The organism is Actinoplanes sp. NPDC049599, assembly GCF_044465625.1.
In the GTDB taxonomy this organism is placed as follows: Bacteria; Actinomycetota; Actinomycetes; order Mycobacteriales; family Micromonosporaceae; genus Actinoplanes.
The window spans coordinates 183,125-200,001 of the sequence record NZ_JBITLX010000015.1; the positions used below are offsets into that span (position 1 = coordinate 183,125).

General features: G+C 73.2%; 16 protein-coding genes. 4 read left to right on the forward strand and 12 right to left on the reverse strand.

All coding sequences use genetic code 11. The features are described 5' to 3' along the window. Positions 1–33: 33 nt before the first annotated feature. From ACIBQZ_RS25495 to rimP, 8 genes are all read right to left on the reverse strand, one after another. Positions 34–1,068, reverse strand: a complete 1,035-nt coding sequence (locus ACIBQZ_RS25495; RefSeq protein ID WP_396091271.1) for a bifunctional oligoribonuclease/PAP phosphatase NrnA — start codon at positions 1,066–1,068, stop codon at positions 34–36. Then, positions 1,065–1,532: a 30S ribosome-binding factor RbfA gene (rbfA, locus tag ACIBQZ_RS25500; RefSeq protein WP_396091272.1), complete on the reverse strand. Its 468-nt coding sequence runs from the start codon at positions 1,530–1,532 to the stop codon at positions 1,065–1,067. The genes ACIBQZ_RS25495 and rbfA overlap by 4 nt, the downstream gene beginning before the upstream one ends. A gap of 127 nt (positions 1,533–1,659) precedes the next feature. Continuing rightward, positions 1,660–1,953 (reverse strand): DUF503 domain-containing protein, encoded by a 294-nt coding sequence (locus tag ACIBQZ_RS25505; RefSeq protein WP_396091273.1) that lies wholly within the window; start codon positions 1,951–1,953, stop codon positions 1,660–1,662. Positions 1,954–1,987: 34 nt separating this feature from the next. Continuing rightward, positions 1,988–3,013: an SAM-dependent methyltransferase gene (locus ACIBQZ_RS25510; RefSeq protein ID WP_396091274.1), complete on the reverse strand. Its 1,026-nt coding sequence runs from the start codon at positions 3,011–3,013 to the stop codon at positions 1,988–1,990. Positions 3,014–3,074: 61 nt separating this feature from the next. Continuing rightward, positions 3,075–6,155 carry a translation initiation factor IF-2 gene (gene infB, locus ACIBQZ_RS25515; RefSeq protein ID WP_396091314.1) on the reverse strand — a complete coding sequence of 1,027 codons (3,081 nt, stop codon included), beginning with the start codon at positions 6,153–6,155 and terminating at the stop codon, positions 3,075–3,077. A gap of 132 nt (positions 6,156–6,287) precedes the next feature. After that, on the reverse strand, positions 6,288–6,647 hold the full coding sequence (locus tag ACIBQZ_RS25520) for a YlxR family protein (protein WP_396091275.1): 360 nt from the start codon (positions 6,645–6,647) through the stop codon (positions 6,288–6,290). Next, positions 6,625–7,644: a transcription termination factor NusA gene (nusA, locus tag ACIBQZ_RS25525; protein WP_396091276.1), complete on the reverse strand. Its 1,020-nt coding sequence runs from the start codon at positions 7,642–7,644 to the stop codon at positions 6,625–6,627. Before nusA ends, ACIBQZ_RS25520 begins: the two co-directional genes overlap by 23 nt. Continuing rightward, positions 7,641–8,306 (reverse strand): ribosome maturation factor RimP, encoded by a 666-nt coding sequence (gene rimP, locus ACIBQZ_RS25530; RefSeq protein ID WP_396091277.1) that lies wholly within the window; start codon positions 8,304–8,306, stop codon positions 7,641–7,643. Before rimP ends, nusA begins: the two co-directional genes overlap by 4 nt. A 216-nt stretch (positions 8,307–8,522) precedes the next feature. Between rimP and ACIBQZ_RS25535 the strand changes: the two genes are divergently transcribed. The 3 genes from ACIBQZ_RS25535 (at position 8,523) to ACIBQZ_RS25545 (ending at position 10,384) form a co-directional block, all read left to right on the forward strand. After that, the gene (locus ACIBQZ_RS25535) at positions 8,523–8,978 is read left to right on the forward strand and encodes a hypothetical protein (RefSeq protein ID WP_396091278.1); all 456 of its coding nucleotides are present in this window, start codon (positions 8,523–8,525) and stop codon (positions 8,976–8,978) included. Between the two features lie 232 nt (positions 8,979–9,210). Further along, a complete protein-coding gene (locus ACIBQZ_RS25540; RefSeq protein WP_396091279.1) occupies positions 9,211–9,633 on the forward strand; it encodes a ferritin-like domain-containing protein in 423 nt (140 codons plus the stop codon). 22 nt (positions 9,634–9,655) lie between these two features. Then, on the forward strand, positions 9,656–10,384 hold the full coding sequence (locus ACIBQZ_RS25545; protein ID WP_396091280.1) for a nucleotidyltransferase domain-containing protein: 729 nt from the start codon (positions 9,656–9,658) through the stop codon (positions 10,382–10,384). A gap of 1 nt (position 10,385) precedes the next feature. Here the strand turns inward: ACIBQZ_RS25545 and ACIBQZ_RS25550 are convergent, their stop codons facing one another. Together ACIBQZ_RS25550 and map are read right to left on the reverse strand one after the other, a co-directional pair. Further along, positions 10,386–11,078: a VIT1/CCC1 transporter family protein gene (locus tag ACIBQZ_RS25550; RefSeq protein ID WP_396091281.1), complete on the reverse strand. Its 693-nt coding sequence runs from the start codon at positions 11,076–11,078 to the stop codon at positions 10,386–10,388. Next, positions 11,075–11,932, reverse strand: coding sequence for a type I methionyl aminopeptidase (map, locus tag ACIBQZ_RS25555; RefSeq protein ID WP_396091282.1), 858 nt, complete (start codon positions 11,930–11,932; stop codon positions 11,075–11,077). Before map ends, ACIBQZ_RS25550 begins: the two co-directional genes overlap by 4 nt. A 118-nt stretch (positions 11,933–12,050) precedes the next feature. On the opposite strand from map, the gene ACIBQZ_RS25560 reads away from it, so the two are divergent. Next, the gene (locus ACIBQZ_RS25560; protein ID WP_396091283.1) at positions 12,051–12,374 is read left to right on the forward strand and encodes an STAS domain-containing protein; all 324 of its coding nucleotides are present in this window, start codon (positions 12,051–12,053) and stop codon (positions 12,372–12,374) included. A gap of 16 nt (positions 12,375–12,390) precedes the next feature. Here ACIBQZ_RS25560 and ACIBQZ_RS25565 read toward each other — a convergent pair whose 3' ends face one another. Together ACIBQZ_RS25565 and ACIBQZ_RS25570 are read right to left on the reverse strand one after the other, a co-directional pair. Then, the gene (locus ACIBQZ_RS25565; protein WP_396091284.1) at positions 12,391–16,029 is read right to left on the reverse strand and encodes a SpoIIE family protein phosphatase; all 3,639 of its coding nucleotides are present in this window, start codon (positions 16,027–16,029) and stop codon (positions 12,391–12,393) included. 78 nt (positions 16,030–16,107) lie between these two features. After that, positions 16,108–16,857 (reverse strand): gamma-glutamyl-gamma-aminobutyrate hydrolase family protein, encoded by a 750-nt coding sequence (locus tag ACIBQZ_RS25570; protein ID WP_396091285.1) that lies wholly within the window; start codon positions 16,855–16,857, stop codon positions 16,108–16,110. Between the last annotated feature and the right edge of the window lie 20 nt (positions 16,858–16,877).

Sequence of the window (16,877 nt, forward strand, 5' to 3'; positions counted from 1 at the left end):
GCCGGCCCGAAGGCCGGCCCCGTCGCTGCGACGCTACGGAATCAGGTGCTCCACCAGCCGGTCACGGACCGCCGTGACCACGTCGCCGGGGGTGCCGTAGCCGGTGAAGCCCGCGGCCAGCCGGTGCCCGCCGCCGCCCAGGGCGACCGCGACCGCGCTCACGTCGACCGCGCCCTTGCTGCGCAGCGACACCGCCCACTCGTGCTCGGCGATCTGCTTGACCACCACGGACACGTCCACCTCGGCCACGCTGCGGACCGGGTCGATGAGCGCGTCCAGCACGTACGGCCGCTGCCCGTGCCGCTCGAGGTCGTCGAGCGTCGCGTACGTCCACACCATGCCGTGCCCGGCCGCCGCCGTGGGATCGAGCTGCGCGCGGCTGAGCACGTCGGCGGAGAGCTTCACGGCCCCGAACGGGCGGCTGTCGAAGACCCGGCGGGAGATCTCCCCCGGCCGCAGCCCGGTGGCGATCAGCCGGGCGGCCATCTCGTGCACCCGCGGCGTGGTCATGTCGAACCGGAACGAGCCGGTGTCCGTGGCCAGCGCCACGTAGAGGCACTCGGCGATCTCCGCGTCCAGCGGCACGTCGAGCCCGCGCAGCAGCTCCTCGACGACCACCGAGGTGGCGGCCGCGCCGGCGTCCACCAGGTTGATGCCGGCGAAGCCGGTGTTGGACGCGTGATGGTCCAGCGCCACGGTGGCCCGCGCCCGCGGCAGCCGGTCGGCCAGCGCACCGAGCCGGGACTCGGCGGCCACGTCGAAGACGACCACCAGATCCGGCTCCGGCTCCGCCTGCTCCTCGCTCACCAGCAGGTCGACGCCGGGCAGCTCGGCGAAGGGTGCGGGCACCTCGAACGGCCCCGGGAACGTGGCCTGCAGCCGGGGCACGCCGAGCCGGCGCAGCCCCAGGCCGAAGCCGAGCATGCTGCCCAGCGCGTCGCCGTCCGGGTTGACGTGACAGATCAGCAGCACCCGGCCGGTCGGCGCCAGCTCCCGGACCGCCGAGACCGCCGCCGAGAAGTCGGCGGCGGTGGGCGTGCCCTCCGAGACGGTGACCGCCTCGGTCACCCCTGGTCCTCCCGGGCACCGACCCGCTCGTCGGTGTCCTCGTCTTCCTCGTCGTCGGCCTTGTACGGGTCCGGGTCGCCGGCGTACTGCTTGCCGGCCGCCAGCCGCTGCACCTCGGCGTCGCGGTGCCGGGCGGCCGCCAGCAGCTCGTCGATCTCCTTGACGTTGTCCAGGACGTTGTCCAGCACGAACGTCAGGCTCGGCGAGTGCCGCAGGCCCAGGGCGTGACCGACCCGGGTGCGCAGCATGCCCTTGGCGCTGTCCAGGGCCGCCGCGGTCGCGGCCTGCTCGGTCTGGTCGCCGAGCACGGTGTAGTAGACGTGTGCGTCGCGCAGATCACCGGTGATCCGGGCGTCCGTGATCGTCACCATGCCGAGCCGGGGATCCTTGATCTCTCGCACCAGCGATGCCACCAGCTCGCGGATGCGCTCCGCGTGCCGGCGTGTCTTGGCCGGATCCGACATATCGCCCACCTCCGACAACCGTGCCTCCGGGGCGAACCGCCCCGCCCAACGCCTGAAGCCTACCCATGACCCCCGCGGCCCGAACTTCCCGTCGGCCCGGCACCCGCGGGCGCCACGAGCAGGGCCGTCAGTCGTCGTCACCGTGTAACCGGCGCCTCACCGAGAGGAGTTCGATCTCCGGGCGGCCGGCCATCTGGTGCTCACAGGTGTCGATCACCGCGCGCGCCTGGGCCGGCTCGGCGGCCACCACGGCGACCCCGATCTGGGCCCGGCCGTGCAGGTCGTGGTCGCCGACCTCGGCGACGCTGACCTCGTACTTGCGCAGCATCGCGATGATCGGCCGCAGGTAGGAGCGTTTCTGCTTGAGCGAACGGGAGTCGCCGGGCAGCAGCAGGTCGAAGAGTGCAGTCTCGATATACATCAGCGCATGAGACTACGCCCGCCGGCGCCGGGGGTCATCCGGGTTTCCGGGCCACCACGATGTCGCGCTCGATGCCCTGGTCGACCCGGTGGCTCAGCTCCTCGTGCGGCACCGGGGTCAGGCCGTTGGCGACCAGGATGTCCTCGGCCAGCTCGCGGCGGGCGACCTTGGTGTTCCAGGACAGCCCGATGGCGCCGCCGGGGCGCAGCAGGTGCACCCACTGCGGCACGGCGCGCTCCAGCAGGTCCAGCGGGCGCCGGGACATGCCGCCCTCGTCCTCGTAGCTGGCGTGCGCGACCCCGTACGGCAGGTCGACCACCAGGACGTCCACGCAGTTGGCGCGGAGCAGGCCGTCCAGCTGGGTGGTGTCGGCGTTGAGCATCGTCACCTTCTGCACGGCGCCGGCCTTGTGGTCGTCCTTGCTGGCCGCCAGGGTGATCTCCATGCGGCGGGCGGCCTTCTTGCCCTGCCGGCGTACCGGGTTGAACTCGGCGCTGTGCTTGAGCCGCTTGCGCTTGAGCCAGGTCTGCAGGAACAGCTTGTACGCCTCGACGTCCTTGCCGTCCAGCTCCACGCCGACGGCGTCGTAGCCGTACATCAGGGCCTGGTTGAGGGTGGTGCCCCGGCCGGCCAGGAAGTCACCCACGATCAGGTGACCGTCGAGCATCCGGCGGGCCGACGCCGACGCCAGCAGGGTCAGGTTGAGCAGCAGCTTGGTGAACTGCTCGTTGGTCTTGCCGGCGTACTTCGGGATGGTGATCAGGTCGCTGTCGTAGCGGGCCAGCGGGGTCAGCTCCAGCGGCCGCAGCAGGTCGTCGCCGGCCCGCTCGAACAGGGCGTAGGCCGCCGACATGTTCGACAGGAAGGCGACGTCCCGGGGCTGGAGGTCCGCGGTGAACGTCAGGTACTCCACCCCGCCGATCCGGGTGGCGTCCACCTCCGCCACGTCCGACGAGAGGACCGGCCGGAAGGCGGCCAGCTCCGCCCGGGAGAGGCGGCCGGCCTGGTCGGCGTAGACACGGTTGGCGGACGGCGCGAGGAGCAGGGCGTAGCGAGACATCTCAGTAGTAAAGACAACGGCCCCCGGCGCCGTAGCGCCGGGGGCCGTCAACCGGGGTTTGTTACGCCCGCGGCTTCTCCCGCATCTCGAACGTCTCGATCACGTCGCCGGGCTGCGGCGACCCGAAACCGCTCAGGGTCAGACCACACTCGAAGCCCTCGCGGACCTCGGTGGCGTCGTCCTTGAACCGCTTCAGCGAGCTGATCGTGACGTTGTCCGCCACCACGGTGCCGTCGCGCAGGATGCGCGCCTTGGCGTTGCGGCGGATGAGGCCCGAGCGGACCAGACAGCCGGCGATGAGACCGATCTTGGACGAGCGGAAGACCTCGCGGATCTCCGCCGTGCCCAGCTCGACCTCTTCGTACTCCGGCTTGAGCAGGCCCTTCAGGGCCGCCTCGATCTCCTCGATGGCCTGGTAGATCACGCTGTAGTAGCGGATCTCCACGCCGGCGCGGTCGGCCATCTCCTTGACCTTGTTGCTGGCCCGGACATTGAAGCCGATGATCGTGGCGGTCTGCTCCGAGGAGGCCGACGCCAGGTTGACGTCGCTCTCGGTGATCGCACCGACGCCGCGGTGGATGACCTTGAGCTGCACCTCTTCCGGAACCTCGAGCTTGAACAGCGAGTCCTCGAGGGCCTCGACCGAACCCGAGCCGTCGCCCTTGATGACCAAGGTGAGCGAGGCGCGCTCGCCTTCCTCGATCGCCTTGACGAAGTCGTCGAGCGTCTTGGCACGCCGGGAGTTGGCGAACGTCGCCGCCCGCCGACGGGCCTGCCGCTGCTCGGCGATCTGCCGCACCGTGCGGTCGTCAGCGGCCGCCAGGAACGTGTCACCCGCACTCGGCACCGCGGTCAGACCGAGCACCAGGACCGGACGCGCCGGACCCGCCTCGGCCACCTGCTGGCCGTTCTCGTCGAGCATGGCGCGGACGCGACCGTGCGCGCCACCCGCCACGATCGAGTCGCCGGCCCGCAGCGTGCCCTTCTGGACCAGGACCGTGGCAACCGCGCCCCGGCCCTTGTCGAGGTGGGCCTCGACCGCGACACCCTGCGCCGGCCCGTCGATCGGAGCGGTGAGCTCCAGCGACGCGTCGGCGGTCAGCAGCACGGCCTCGAGCAGTTCGTCGATGCCGAGGCCCGGCTTGGCGGCCACGTTGACGAACATCGTGTCGCCGCCGTACTCCTCGGCGAGCAGGCCGTAGTCCGTCAGCTGCTGGCGGACCTTGTCCGGGTTGGCGTCCGGCTTGTCGACCTTGTTGACCGCGACCACGATCGGCACCTCTGCCGCCTTGGCGTGGTTCAACGCCTCGACCGTCTGCGGCATGACGCCGTCGTCGGCCGCGACCACCAGGATCACGATGTCGGTCACCTGGGCACCACGGGCACGCATGGCGGTGAACGCCTCGTGGCCCGGGGTGTCGATGAAGGTGATCGCGCGTTCTTCACCCTGGTGCGGCACGACGACCTGGTAGGCGCCGATGTGCTGGGTGATGCCACCCGCCTCGCCGGCGACCACGTTGGTCTTGCGGATCGCGTCGAGCAGCTTCGTCTTACCGTGGTCGACGTGACCCATGACGGTCACGACCGGCGGCCGGGTGACGAGCCTGTCCTCGGCGATCTCGGCGTCGAGGTCGATGTTGAACCGCGACAGCAGCTCGCGGTCCTCGTCCTCGGGGCTGACGATCTGCACGTCGAAGCCCAGGTGCTCGCCGAGCAGCAGCAGCGTCTCGTCGGAGCACGACTGCGTCGCCGTCACCATCTCGCCCAGGTTGAACATCTCCTGGACCAGCGAGCCGGGGTTGGCGTTGATCTTGTCGGCGAAGTCGGAGAGCGACGCACCACGCGACAGCCGGACCTCCTGGCCCGAGCCGCGGGGGGCACCCGACGACATCTGCGGAGCCGACAGGTTGTCGAACTCCTGACGCCGCTGCTTCTTCGACTTGCGGCCACGCGTGGGCCGGCCACCGGGACGCCCGAAGGCACCCGCGGCACCGCCGCCACGACCGCGACCGCCACCACCCGGACGACCGGGGGCACCGCCGACGGGACCGCCGCCACCGGGGCGGAAGCCGCCACCGGCACCAGCACCGCCGCCGCCACCGGGGCCACCGCGGTAGCCACCGCCGCCACCGCCGCCACCGGGACCGCCGCGGTAACCGCCGCCACCGGCACCGGCGCCAGCGCCGCCACCGGGACGGAAGCCGCCACCAGCGCCACCACCGGGACCGCCACGACCAGCACCGGGACCGCCGGGACGGCCGGCGCCACCGCCGGGACCGCCACGACCGCCGCCGGGACCGGCGGGACGCTGCGAGGGCATGGACGCGGGACTGGGCCGCGGGGGCATCGAGGCAGGGCTCGGCCGCGGGGGCATGCCCGGCTGGTTGGGCCGGGGCATCGCCGACGGGGTCGGCCGCTGGCTGCCACCGGAGACGCCGAACGGGTTGTTACCGGGACCGCGGGCCGGCGGGCGCGGCGAGCCGCCCGGACCGGGACGGCCGGTAGTGGGCGCGCCCGGGGCTCCGGGACGCGTTGCCGCAGGTGAGCCGGGACGCGGCGGCACCGCGCCGGGGCCCGGGGGCCGCGGACGGGTGGTGCCGTCGGCCGGAGGCTGCTGCGCCCGGCGCTCGGCGTCCCGCGTGCGGGCCGCCTGGGCAGCCTTGACGGAGGCCTCCTGCTCGGCCTTCAGCGCCGAGGCGCGTGCCTCGGCGGCCGCCACCTCGATGTCGTGGGCACTCGCCGGCTTGGCGACCGGACCGGGCACCGGGCCCGGACGGCCGGGGACCGGCGGCTTGGGCCGGACCATCGAACCGGGCGACGGCGCCGAAGACGTGGGGGCGCTGGTGGGCGCTCCCGCGGTCGGCGCGGCGGGCCGGCGCGGTGGCTGCGGCCGCATGGCCGATGGGTTGACCCGGGGGGCGCTGGGCGCGCTCGGGGCCTCTGCCGCGGCGGGCGCGGACGCCGCCGGAGCGGCACCACCCGGAGCGTCGAGGGCACCACGAAGTCGCCGGGCCACCGGGGCCTCGACCGTGCTGGATGCGGATTTGACGAACTCGCCCATCTCTTTGAGCTTGGCGAGAACGGTCTTGCTGTCGACCCCGAGCTCTTTGGCGAGCTCGTGAACGCGGGCCTTGCCTGGCACTGCACTCCTCATCTCGAGGTCGTACGAGCAGCGCCCGCCGACCTCACTCGTGCACTAGAAGCCTGGTCATTTCAGGGACTTCATCGTGTGCTCATCTGGGTCGTCCTACCTTGCTGGACATGGACGAGGCGCCTACGCCTCATCATCGGTGGTTCCGGACGGCACGGTGACCGCTCGGATGTGCTCGGCAAGCAATCCGGTGTCAGCAACACCGGTGAGTCGCAGCGCGCGCCCGAAGGCACGTCGCCGCTCCGCTTGCGCGAAGCAGGCCGGATCAGGATGCACATGTGCTCCCCGGCCCGGCAGCCGGCGGCCCGGATCGGGCTGAAGCCGGAGATGACCCCCCGCTCCGACCGCGACGAACCGCAGTAAATCGGAGGCCGGCACGCGTGAGCGACACCCAACACAGGTGCGTGTCGGACCGGCCACCCGAAAGTCTACCCCGCGTGCCTCGTGCTCGCGTATCCGGTCAGCTTCCGGTCTCGGCGGCATCGCGCTCCGCGGCCGGATCCGGCTGCTCGTTGTCCGGACGGATGTCGATGCGCCAGCCGGTCAGGCGGGCGGCCAGCCGGGCGTTCTGGCCCTCCCGGCCGATCGCCAGCGAGAGCTGGAAGTCGGGCACGGTCACCCGCGCGGTGCGGGTGGCCGCGTCGACCACCTCGACCCGCAGGGCCTTGGCCGGGGAGAGCGCGTTGCCGACGAACTGCGCGGGGTCGGCCGAGTAGTCGATGATGTCGATCTTCTCGCCGTGCAGCTCGCTCATCACCGCCCGGACCCGCTGACCCATCGGGCCGATGCAGGCGCCCTTGGCGTTGACGCCCTGCACCCGCGAATGCACCGCGATCTTCGAACGGTGACCTGCCTCACGGGCGATGGCGGCGATCTCCACCGTGCCGTCGGCGATCTCCGGCACCTCGAGCGCGAACAGCTTCTTCACCAGCGCCGGGTGGGTGCGCGACAGGGTGATCTGCGGCCCGCGGAAGCCCTTGGCCACGTGCACCACGACGCAGCGGATCCGGGACCCGTGCTCGTACGTCTCCCCCGGCACCTGCTCGGCCTGCGGCAGGACCGCCTCGAGCTTGCCCAGGTCGACGATGACGATGCCCTTCTCGGCGCGCGCCGCGTCGGCCTGCACGATGCCGGTGACCAGGTCACCGTCGCGGCCCGCATACTCGCCGAAGTGCACCTCGTCGGTGGCCTCGCGCAGCCGCTGCAGGATCACCTGCTTGGCGGTCATCGCCGCGATCCGGCCGAAGTCGTGCGGGGTGTCGTCCCACTCCCGGACGATCGTGCCGTCGGCGTCCAGCTCCTGCGCGAACACCTGGGCCGACCCGGTCCTGCGGTCGATCTCCACCCGGGCGTGCCCCTCGGCACCGTCGGTGTGCCGGTACGCGGTCAGCAGCGCCGTCTCGATCGCCGCGAGAATCGTGTCGAACGGGATCTCCCGCTCGCGCTCCAGGGCGCGCAGCGCCGCGAGGTCGATGTTCATCTGTCCTCGCCCTCCCCATCCTCGTCATCGTCTTCATCATCGTCGTCCACCGGCTCGCCCTCGTCGGGCTCGTCCGGGAAGACGGCTTCGTCCAGCCGCTTGAACTCGATCTGGACCCGGCCGGGCCCGAGATCGGCGTACGGGATCTCGCTGCCGGCGCCGTCCACGTCGAGCACGACGCCGGTCTCGTCGGCCGCCGTGACCCGGCCGGTCAGCGACCGGCCCGCGACGGTGACGGTGACCAGCCGGCTGACGTTGCGCCGCCAGTGCCGGGGCAGGGTCAGCGGCCGGTCCACCCCGGGCGAGCCGACCTCGAGCTGATACTCGCCCGCCAGCACCTCGCCCTGGTTCTCCTCGGCCGTGTCGAGCGCCTGCGAGATCTCCCGGGCGACCACCGCGACGTCGTCGAGGCTGATGCCGCCCTCGGCGTCGACCAGCACCCGCAGCACGTGCCGCCGGCCCGCGCGGGACAGGTTCACGTCCTCAAGGTCAAAACCCGCGGCGACCACGACCGGCTCGATCACCGCGCGGACGCGGGACCTCGCGGCGACCAGGTCGATGCGCGGAGCAGCGGGCTGACGCGTCTCATCGGCGTCCTGGACCCGGCCCCCGCCGGAGCGACGGTTCGCCGGCCGGGCTCCGCCGCGACCACGCTGCGTCATCGGGCCAACCCTTCTGCTCGAATGCGGCACGCGGCAGGTGCTCCGCGCGCCGGTCGCCGGCAACACCGGCATGCCACCGGGGCAGAAATCCCCGGCGGCTGACGCAGAGCGTAACGCGCCGGGCCGGTGACCCGGCCGCCGCCGCTCCGAATCGGCACCCCGCCCAGGTCAGCGCCACCCCCGCGGAGCCTGGCCCCGATGGTGTTGACTGACCGCGTGAAAAGACGTCACCTGATCGGCGTGGCTGCCGGTGGGGCGCTGAGCGCGACGGCACTGGCGGGCTGCGGGCTCTTCGACGGTGATCCCGAGCCCGCACCACCGCCCGACCCCCTGCAACCGGTGCTCGACGAGGCGCTGGCGCTGGCCGCCGCGTACGACCGGGCGGTGCTGGCCGAGCCCGGCCTGGCGAAGCGGCTCAGGCCGCTCGCCGCCGACCACCGGACGCACGCGGCCGAGCTGTCCCGGGTGATCGGCAAGGCGCTCCCGTCCGGGGCGCCGGCCTCCGGGGCGCCGGGCGGCGACGCGGCCGACTCGGTGGCGACGCTGCGCAAGGCGGAGCAGGCGGCGCAGAAGACGGCGGCCGCGGCCTGCCGCACGGCACCGGCCGACCGGGCCGGCCTGACCGGCTCCATCGCCGCCGCCCGCGCCGCCCACGCGGAGGCCCTGCGATGAGCCACCGGCACGACCACCCGCGAGCACGCCAGGCGACAAACCGCCCGCACAACCACCCGCGCACAAGCCAGGCGACAAACCGCCCGCACAACCACCCGCGCACAAGCCAGGCGACAAACCACCCGCACAACCACCCGCGCACAAGCCAGGCGACAAACCACCCGCACAACCACCCGCGCACAAGCCGGGTGGCGAACCGCCCCGCTGACGCGGCGCAGGTCGGGGGGTTGGCATGAGCGCGCAGCTCGCGGCCGCCCTCGCCGCCGAGGAAGCGGCCATCTACGCCTACGGGATCCTCGGGGTGAAGCTCACCGGCAACGGCGACCGCACCGAGGCCCGGGCCACCGAGGCCGTCCACCGCGGCCGCCGGGACGTGCTGGTCAGCCGGCTCGCCGCGCTGCAGGCCAGCGCCGCCCCCGCCCCGGCCGGCTACACGCTGCCGTTCGAGGTGACCGACCGGGAGAGCGCGCTGAAGCTGGCCATCCAGGTCGAGGACGGCGTCGCGCAGGCCTGGCGGGCGGTGCTGCCGGTGACCACCGACGCGGACCGGGCCACCGCGCTCAACGCGCTGGTCGACGCGGCGGTCCGGGCGACCCGCTGGCGCCGGCTCGGCGAGGTGACGCCGGCGACGATGGCCTGGCCCGGGCGCGCCTGAGGACCTTTCCCCGGGCGCATCCATGCCCGACAATGACGCGGTGTCACAGGACGAGTACGACCTGGCCAATCCGCGCTGGCACCTGGCCACCCGGCTGCGTGACGTGATCCTGCGGCGCTGGTCGGCCGAGGTGCGCGCGATCGGCGTGCACGGTTCGCTGGCACACGGCGACGACTCCGACAGCAGCGATCTCAACCTGCACGTGGTCACGTACCGTCCGACCGCCGGTCCCCGCGCCGCGCTGCGCCGGGTCGACGGCATCCTGGTCGACCTCAGTGTCGGCACCGCCGAGGAGGGCCTGCGCCGGGCCCGGGAGCTGACCCCGCGCTGGCCGCTGGAGGCCGACCGCTACCTGACCACCCGCGACCTGTTCGACCCGCACGCCTGGTTCGCCGGCCAGCGCGACGCGCACCTGGGCAAGCTCGCCGAGACCCGGCCGGGCGAGTTCAGCGGGCTGGCCCGGCGCAACTGGTGCGTGGCCTCGGCGGCGCACGCGCGCGCGGTCCGGCTGGCCGAGTGGTACGAGACGGACGCGGCGCTGGTGCTGCTCGCCGAGGCGCGGCTGCACGCCGCCATGGTCACCGGCCTGCTCAGCCGCACCTACTTCCGCAACCGGGCGGACGCGGTCAAGCGCACGGGCCTGGCCGGCGCGGACATGACCGAGCTGGCCGCGGTGCTCAAGGCGCAGGCCGAGGACCTGACCGCGCGGGGCCGCCCGGTGGACGGCCCGCTCAGCGCCCTCTTCGAATGAGCTACGCGACCCCGACGCCGATCAGCGCGCCGACCACATAGGTCGCCCCCGCGGCCGCCGCCCCGAGCAACAGCTGCCACAGCCCGCTGCGCCACCACTGGCGGCCGGTGAAGCGGGCGATGAGCGCGCCGGCCAGGAACAGCCCGGCGCCGCCGACCACCAGCGCCAGCAGCAGGCTGTCGAAGCCCAGCAGGTACGTCAGCAGCGGCACCACCGCCCCGATCGCGAAGCACACGAACGAGGACAGCGCCGCCGTCCACGGGCTCGGCAGCTCGTCCGGCACCACGCCCAGCTCCTCCTGGGCGTGCACCCGCAGCGCCTGTTCCGGGTGGGCCTTGAGCACGTCGGCCACCTGGCGGGCCAGCGGGCTGGGCAGCCCCCGCGCGGTCCACATCTCGACCAGCTCGTCCGCCTCGCCCTCGGGGTTGAACCGCAGCTCGTGCAGCTCCTTGCCGAGTTCCGCGGCGATCTGGTCGTTCTGGGTGCGGACGCTGGTGTACTCACCGAGGCCCATGGAGATCGCCCCGGCGACCAGGCCGGCCACCCCGGTCAGGATCAGGGTGTGCCGGCTGACCCCGCCCCCGCCGACGCCGGCGATCAGGGCGATGTTGGTGACCAGGCCGTCCATCGCGCCGAAGGTGGCGGCCCGCAGCCAGCCGCCCGAGACGTCCGCGTGGTGCTCGGGCAGCGTCACGGAAGCGTGAGGATCTCGTGGCCGTCCTCGGTCACCACCAGCGTGTGCTCGAACTGGGCGGTCCATTTGCGGTCCTTGGTGACCACCGTCCAGCCGTCCTTCCACATCTCGTACTCGTGGGTGCCGAGGGTGATCATCGGCTCGATGGTGAAGGTCATGCCGGGCTCCATCACCGTGTCGAGCCGCGGGTTGTCGTAGTGCGGGATGTAGAGCCCGCTGTGGAAGGTCTCCCCGATGCCGTGCCCGGTGAAGTCGCGGATCACGCCGTAGCCGAACCGGCGGGCGTACGCCTCGATGACCCGGCCGATCGCGTTGATCGGCCGGCCCGGGGCGACCGCGCGGATGCCGCGCATCATCGCCTCGTGGGTGCGCTCGACCAGCAGCCGGGCCTCCTCGCTGACCTCGCCGACGCAGAACGTCGCGTCGGTGTCACCGTGTACGCCGTCGAGGTACGCCGTCACATCGACGTTGACGATGTCGCCGTCGGCCAGCACGGTGGTGTCCGGGATGCCGTGACAGACGACCTCGTTGAGCGACGTGCAGCACGACTTGGGGAAGCCCTTGTAACCCAGCGTCGACGGGTAGGCCCCGTGGTCGACCAGGAACTCGTGCACCACCCGGTCGATCTCGTCGGTGGTGACGCCCGGCTTGCAGTGCTCACCGGCGAGCTGGGTGGCCTGCGCGGCGAGCCGGCCGGCGACCCGCATCTTCTCGATGGTCTCCGGGGTCTGCACGTGCGACCCGCGCCACTCTTTCGGGCGCTTCTTGCCGACATACTCGGGGCGGGTGATCTGCGGCGGCACCGCCCGCCAGGGTGAGAGCTTTCCCGGAACGAGAGGGGCACGAACGGTCATCGGCCCAGCTTATCGCCGCGCCCCCGGGGTGCCGCCGGGCATCCACCACGGTGCCCGCCCCGACCGGCCCGCGTGGCCGGTTGTTGCCGCTCCTGGGCGCCTGTGTAATCGTGTCAGCGTGGATCAAGACGGCGCCGAGACCGATTTCTCGGCCAGTGCCTCGGTGGCGGACGGCCGTACCACCGTGGTCGTCCGCGGTGAGGTCGACATGTCGACCGCCGACGCGATGTTCCAGGCCGCCGTCGCCGAGGGCGCCGGCAGCGCCACCCTGGACCTGCGCGGGGTCACCTTCTTCGACTCCGCCGCCATCCACGCGCTGATCCGGCTCGCCGAGCGCTTCCCGGCCGGCTTCGAGGTGATCCCGTCCCGGCAGGTGCGCCGGGTGCTTGACATCTCCGGCCTGAGCGGCCAGCCCTGGCTGGTCCAGGGCGAGCCCGGCTGACCCACGGGGCCGTCGGTCAGGACCGCCCGAGCGGGCGGCGCAGCGTCACCTCGGTGCCGTCCTCGGTCCGGGCCACGGACAGCTCCGACAGTGCGCCGATGAGCGCCAGCCCGCGCCCGCGGAACCCGGCGTCGGAGGCCGGGCGCCAGCTCCCGGTGTCCCGGACCGTCGCCAGCACCGCCTCCTCGTCCAGCGACACCGCGATGGTGATCACCGGCTCGGCCGGGTCGACCGGGTGCTCGATCGCGTTCGCGGCGGCCTCGGAGATCGCCACGGTCAGGTCGAAGATGTCGTTGTCCGGCACGGCGTGGGCGATCAGGAAGTCGTCCAGCCGGCGGCGCAGCACGCTCAGCTGGGTCGGGTCGGCGGGCAGCCGCAGCTCGAACTCGCGCGGCTCGGTGGCCTGCACCGCGAGCAGCGCGATGTCGTCGCGGCGGACGTGCTGCGCGGCCTTGGCGAGCAGCTGGTCGAGCAGGTCCTCGACGTGCTCGGCGGGCTTGGCGAGATCCGCGCGGACCTCGGCCAGGCCGACGTCGATGCCGAGCAGGCGGTCCTCGACCAGCCCGTCGGTGTAGAGCAGCAGCCGGTGGCCGGGCGCCAGCGCCCCGGTCAGCGTCGGGTACGTCACGTCGCTGAGCGCGCCGATCGGCGGGCCCAGGGCCTCGGTGTAGAGCAGTTCGCCCTCCTCACCCGGCGCCGCGATCATCGGGGCCGGATGCCCGGCGGACGAGTAGTGCAGCTCCCGGGTGCGGGTGTCGAAGCGGACACACACCACGGTGGCGAACTGGCGCCGGCCCAGGTTGTCCACCAGCCGGTTCAGCCGGGTCAGCGCCGCGCCGCAGTCGAACCCCTCGAGGATGTACGCCCGCAGCGCGTTCCGCAGCTGCCCCATCCCGGCGGCGGCCTGCACCCCCTTGCCCACCACGTCGCCGATGACCAGGAAGAGCTGGTGGTCGGGGGCGAGGATGACGTCGTACCAGTCGCCGCCGACCTCGGCCTCGGTGCTGCCCGGCAGGTAGCGGCTGGCCACGATCGCGCCGGGCACCCGCGGCAGCGACTGCGGCAGCAGGCTGTGCTGCAGGGTGCTGGCGATCCGGTGCTCGGCCTCGTAGAGCCGGGCGTTGCCGAGCCGCAGCCCGACCAGGCGGGCGAGCTGGGCGAGCAGCACCGGCTCGGGCGGGCCGTCCGGGCCGGACCAGACGCTCAGCTCACCCAGCGGCGCGCCGGAGGTGTCGGGCAGCGGCAGCACGGCGTCCGGTGCGTCCGCCCGGTCGGCGCCGTCGTCCATCTCGGCGCGGGCCCCGGGCGCGGTCAGCACCACCCGGGCGGCCGAGGTCATCGCGTGCACGTGCCGGGCGGCGACGTCGAGCACCTCGGCGGTGGTGCTGACGGTGTTCACCGCGGCCGCCGCGTCCACCAGGCCGCGCAGCCGGCTGATGATCTGCCGGCGGTTCTGTCCCAGCTCCAGGTTGGCCCGCACCCGGGCCACCAGGTCGCGCACCGAGAACGGCTTGACCAGGTAGTCGTCCGCGCCGGCGGAGAGGCCCTCGACGGACGACTCCTCGCCGGCCCGGGCGGAGAGCACCACGATCGGCACGTCCCGGGTGCGCTCGTCCGCCCGCAGCGCCTTGATCAGCCCGAAGCCGTCCAGCCGGGGCATCATGACGTCGGTCAGCACCAGGTCGAACTGCTCGACCAGGGCCAGCTCCAGCGCCTCCTGGCCGTCCGTGGCGAGGGTGACGTCGAACGACGGCCGGAGCAGCCGGGCCACGTGGTCGCGCAGGTCGGCGTTGTCGTCGGCGAGCAGCACCCGGCCGCGCCGGCCCTCGTGCACCGCGCCCGGCTCCACCGCGGCCGGCGCGGTCTCGCCGAGCCACCAGTGCGCCTCCTCGACGTAGAGCCGGGACTGCTGCTCGGGCAGGTCCTCGGGGTCGTCGAGGACGCGGTCGGCGGGCAGGTGGGCCACGCCGAGCGGGACGGTGACCGTGAACGTGCTGCCCGCGCCCGGCTCGCTGCGCGCGGTCGCGGTGCCGCCGTGCAGCTCGGCCAGCTCGCGGACCAGCGCCAGGCCGATGCCGGTGCCCTCGTAGCTGCGCGACCAGGCCCCGGTCACCCGGTGGAAGCGGTCGAACAGCAGGCTCTGCTCCGGCGCGGCCACGCCCACGCCGGTGTCGGTCACCTCCAGCACCGCGGTGCCGTCGTGTTCCCGGACCTGGACCGTGATGCCACCCGCTTGGGTGAACTTGACCGCGTTCGAGAGCAGGTTGAAGACGATCTTCTCCCACATCTCCCGGTCGACGTGGACCGGCGCGGACAGCGGCGGCGTGTGGATGTCGAGCCGCAGCCCGGCCCGCTCGGCCACCGCCCGGAACGTGCTGGCCAGCCGGGCGGTGTAGTCGGCCAGGTCGGTCGGCCGGTACGCCGCCCGCAGCCGGCCCGCCTCCAGCCGGGAGAAGTCCAGCACCGTGTTGACCAGCTTGAGCAGCCGGAGCCCGTTGCGGTGCATCGGCACCAGCCGTTCGCGCTGCTCGGCGGTGAGGCCGGGGCCGCCCAGCAGGTCCTCGAGCGGGCCCAGGATCAGCGTCAGCGGGGTGCGGAACTCGTGGCTCACGTTCGAGAAGAAGTTGGTCTTGGCGGTGTCCAGCGCGGCCAGCTCGGCCGTCCGGCGCCGCTCCTGCTCGTAGGCGCGCAGGTTGGCCACCGCGCGGGAGATCTGCGCGGTGGCGAGGTCGAGGAAGTCCCGGTAGCCGCGGTCCAGCGCGAGGAACCGGCTCACCCCGACCAGCAGCGCACCGACGCCGCTGGTGCCCGCGCCGATCGGCAGCACCAGCACCTCGTCGGCCGCGGCGGCGGGCGGCGGATGGACCGCCTCGGTCGCCGTCAGGGTGCCCGGCCGGTCGAAGCGCATGACCGCGTCGACCGCCGCCCGGGCGGCCGGGCGCAGCGGCCAGCAGGCGGCCGGCGGCACCCCGCACGACCCGGCCAGGGTCAGCTCGCCGGCGGCATCCGGGTCGTCCAGGTAGAGCGCCGCGAACGGCACGTCGGCGGTGTTCTCGCCGAGCACCTCGGCGACCTGGCCGCCGAGGGCCGGCTGGTCGGGCGAGTCGGCCAGCCGGGAGCCGAGCGCGCTGAGCGTACGGAAGCGACGGTCCGCGAGCACCCGCCCGGTGGTGTCGCTGACGATGCAGAAGATCCCGCCGAGGCTGCCGTCGCCCAGCCGGATCGGGTCGTACGAGATGTCGAAGTACGTCTCCTCGAGGAAGCCGAAACGCTCGATCAGGAACGGGTGGTCGACGGCCCAGAACGACTCGTCGCGCACCCGCACGTCGTCGAACAGCTCCTGGAGCACGGACCAGATCTCAGGCCACATCTCGCGACCAGGAAGACCCAGGTAGCCGGGGTGTTTGCCACCCATGGTCGGGATGTAGGCATCGTTGTAGAGCGCACAGTGGTCCGGACCCCAGAACAGGACGATCTGCGCCCTGGAGGAAAGCATCCGGGCAACGGCGTCGACCAGCTCGGGCGGCCAGCCGGCGGGCTCGCCGAGCGGGGTCGCGCTCCAGTCCAGCGCGAGCATCCGGCGGCCCATCTCACCACCGCGCTCGAACGCCGTCCGCAGTCTCCGCGGCAGGGCGTCGTCCGCGTTGGCCCCCATACGTCCTCCTGCGGATGATTCCGGCCGCCAGGGCTGCACGGTAACACCGAGCGCCGCGGCCCCGGTCCGACCGGGCCCTCAGGCCGCCAGGGCGGTCCGGTCCAGGCCCGCGCGCAGCGCGGCAGCCTCCGCCAGGGCAGCGAAGACGCGCAGGTCACCGGTGCGTTCCGGGTGCCACTGGACGCCCAGCGCGAACGACCGGTCGCGGTCCTCGATGATCTCGACCACCCGGTCGTCGGGGCACCGGCCGACGATCGTGAAGCCGCCCGGGTCGTCGATCGCCTGGTGGTGGAACGAGTTCACGGTCAGCCGGGCGCCGAGCAGGGACCGCGCCGCCGAGCCGGGGCTGAGCACCACGTCGTGCCGGCCGAACGCCGAGGAGTCCACGGCCAGCGGGTCGGTGCCGGGGGCGGCCCGGTGCCGGTCGTGGCCGACCAGGTCGGGCAGGTGCTGGTGCAGGGAGCCGCCGGTGGCCACGGCCATCACCTGCAGGCCGCGGCAGACCCCCAGCACGGGCAGGTCGGCGTCGAGGGCCGCGCGCATCAGCATCAGCTCGGAGGTGTCCCGGACCGGGTCCGCGTCGGTGGCCGGGTGCTTCTCGGCGCCCCAGTTCGCCGGGTCGACGTCGCCGCCGCCGGCGAAGACGATCCCGTCGAGCGAGTCGAGCACGTCGGTGCCGGGGTCGTCGGGGGTGATCAGGACCGCCCGCCCGCCGGTGGCGTGGACGGCCCTGACGTAGGACATCGGCAGCATGCCGACCACCTGGTTGTTGCTGCCGTACTGCACCTGCTGGGCGTACGCGGTCAATCCGATCAAGGGCCTGCGCATGCTGGTGCGGTCCTCCTTCT

Excerpts from the sequence above, each read along its gene's own strand:
- map (WP_396091282.1), bottom strand. The coding sequence starts at position 11,932 with ATGACCGTTCGTGCCCCTCTCGTTCCGGGAAAGCTCTCACCCTGGCGG.
- ACIBQZ_RS25570 (WP_396091285.1), bottom strand. The coding sequence starts at position 16,857 with ATGCGCAGGCCCTTGATCGGATTGACCGCGTACGCCCAGCAGGTGCAG.
- ACIBQZ_RS25565 (WP_396091284.1), bottom strand. The coding sequence starts at position 16,029 with ATGGGGGCCAACGCGGACGACGCCCTGCCGCGGAGACTGCGGACGGCG.
- nusA (WP_396091276.1), bottom strand. The coding sequence starts at position 7,644 with ATGAACATCGACCTCGCGGCGCTGCGCGCCCTGGAGCGCGAGCGGGAG.
- ACIBQZ_RS25510 (WP_396091274.1), bottom strand. The coding sequence starts at position 3,013 with ATGTCTCGCTACGCCCTGCTCCTCGCGCCGTCCGCCAACCGTGTCTAC.
- rbfA (WP_396091272.1), bottom strand. The coding sequence starts at position 1,532 with ATGTCGGATCCGGCCAAGACACGCCGGCACGCGGAGCGCATCCGCGAG.
- ACIBQZ_RS25545 (WP_396091280.1), top strand. The coding sequence starts at position 9,656 with ATGCCCGACAATGACGCGGTGTCACAGGACGAGTACGACCTGGCCAAT.
- ACIBQZ_RS25505 (WP_396091273.1), bottom strand. The coding sequence starts at position 1,953 with ATGTATATCGAGACTGCACTCTTCGACCTGCTGCTGCCCGGCGACTCC.
- ACIBQZ_RS25540 (WP_396091279.1), top strand. The coding sequence starts at position 9,211 with ATGAGCGCGCAGCTCGCGGCCGCCCTCGCCGCCGAGGAAGCGGCCATC.
- rimP (WP_396091277.1), bottom strand. The coding sequence starts at position 8,306 with ATGACGCAGCGTGGTCGCGGCGGAGCCCGGCCGGCGAACCGTCGCTCC.
- ACIBQZ_RS25520 (WP_396091275.1), bottom strand. The coding sequence starts at position 6,647 with ATGCCGCCGAGACCGGAAGCTGACCGGATACGCGAGCACGAGGCACGC.